This is a genomic window from Desulfovibrio sp. 1188_IL3213, from assembly GCF_036763145.1.
Taxonomy (GTDB): Bacteria; Desulfobacterota; Desulfovibrionia; order Desulfovibrionales; family Desulfovibrionaceae; genus Desulfovibrio.
This window is the reverse complement of record NZ_JBAIYR010000452.1, coordinates 1-1,711: the sequence shown is the minus strand read 5'-3', so window position 1 is coordinate 1,711 and position 1,711 is coordinate 1. Positions and strand designations below refer to the sequence as shown.

1 protein-coding gene and 1 pseudogene are annotated in these 1,711 nt (G+C 60.0%); both read right to left on the bottom strand.

Going from position 1 to position 1,711, the window contains the following annotated elements:
- Positions 1 to 130 precede the first annotated feature (130 nt).
- Positions 131 to 382: pseudogene (locus tag V6C16_RS12520) on the bottom strand (phosphoribosylamine--glycine ligase N-terminal domain-containing protein); the annotation flags it as partial.
- Between the two features lie 108 nt (positions 383 to 490).
- Positions 491 to 1,711 (bottom strand): FG-GAP repeat domain-containing protein (locus tag V6C16_RS12515; RefSeq protein WP_333543360.1); only part of this gene is annotated, 1,221 nt, incomplete at its 5' end.

Genomic DNA, 1,711 nt, shown 5'->3' with positions numbered 1-1,711 from the left:
ATCAACTGTGTTGTTTCGTCACAACGACGTTTTGTGTCGCAAGTCTTTTGCAGGCCCTTCGTTGGACAAAATTGCCTGCCCGGATCGCGATGCTTTGCTAAACCCTCCGTATGAACCCTTGGCTAGGCGTGCGCATGCGGTCGGTAATGCCCAGGGTCAGGGGCAGTTCCGGACCGGGAACCACAAGGTCAATCTTTTCCTTGCGGGCCAGATCAACCAGCCCGTCCAGATCATCCACGGCCACAGGCACGTTGACCGCGCCTTCCCTGCTGGTGCCGCCGTTGCCGGGAGCGACGAAAACCGCGCTCACGCCGGGGCTTTGCATGAATTTCCAGACCAGGGCGTGTTCCCGCCCACCGGATCCTATTACCAGGATTCGCATGCTCACTCCTTGCCGTGTGCTGATGAAAAGGCAAAGCCCCATAAAGGGGCTTTGCCGGGGGCGGGCTGCCCGCCGCAGAGCGCGTGGGCCGCCCGCCCTCGAAAACGCCTAGTTGGGATTTACTTCAAAGTCGCTCATATCCGCAGGGGCGTTGGGGTCCGTGGCCGACACGTCCAGGGGATATGCCGTGATCATGCACTGACGGCTGCCAATGCCAAGATCGGGTGAGGTGTTCAGACCCACCACCAGATCAAGAACGCCGTTATTGGTGGCGTCCGCCAGGTCCACAGCCGCCACGGAACCGCGAATGCGGCGCGTCTTCCACTTGAGGCCGAGGCCCACGCCGTCCCAGTACAGGGCATGAATTTCGCCCTGCGGGAAGTAGCGGTAGCGGTCAAACATCTGCGAAGCCGTGGATATGGGCTTGTTGACCAGCATGACATATTCGCCGGTGTGGCCGATATCCGCAGCAATCAGGTTCATGGGGGCGTAATACTTGCTCGGCAGCTGATAGTTTTTGTCTACGCCGAGGCCGGGCATGCCCTTATAGTGGTCCATGCCGGTGGAGGAGCCGGAAAAACGCTCCATAGTGGTGTGGACAAGGGTGTTGCCGTGGCCCTGAAAGACCTTGAGCCGCTCATCGTCAGTGAGCATGACAAGCTGGTCGCCCTTGCCGTTTCTGCCGCCCGGCAGCCAGGCCACGTTAAAGACGGTGGCTCCGGTGGGCAGGTCAAGACGCGCGCCGAAGGTGTACTTGCCGCCGGTTTTCACCATTGAGTACACGCCGGGGGCAAAAAGCTTGAGCGAATCCCAGCCCTGGCCCACAAGCGTGGGCGTGAAGGTGGGAGGCAGACGCAGCACGCTGACAAAATAGGGGATGCGCTCGGCCACCTGGGTGAACTTATTGCCCTTGAAGCTGTAAAAATAGCTGTAGGGGCGATTGCTGTCGTCCTCAAAGGTGGCCACCACAATATCCATGGCGCCGTCGCGGTTCAGGTCAATGGCCCGCATGGAAAAGTTCTTGTTGGAACGCGAAATGAGGGTTTCACCCAAAAGTTTGAGCTTGCCGTCCTGATCCCACATATAGATGCGCAGGTGGTTTTCGCTCAGCAGGGCGATCTCGTTTTTGCCGTCGCCGTTAAAATCACCCACGGCCATGCCGACCATGGTGTAAGGCAGACGCTGGCTGCGCAGACGCGAACCGTCGGTGGATCCTGAACCCTGATAGCGGAACTGCGGGTTCAGATACATCTGCTGCTGGCCGGTCTCGTTGGTAACAATGTCGCCACCGGGGGTGACGCTGCCGCCGCGCGGGCCAGCGGCCGCCGT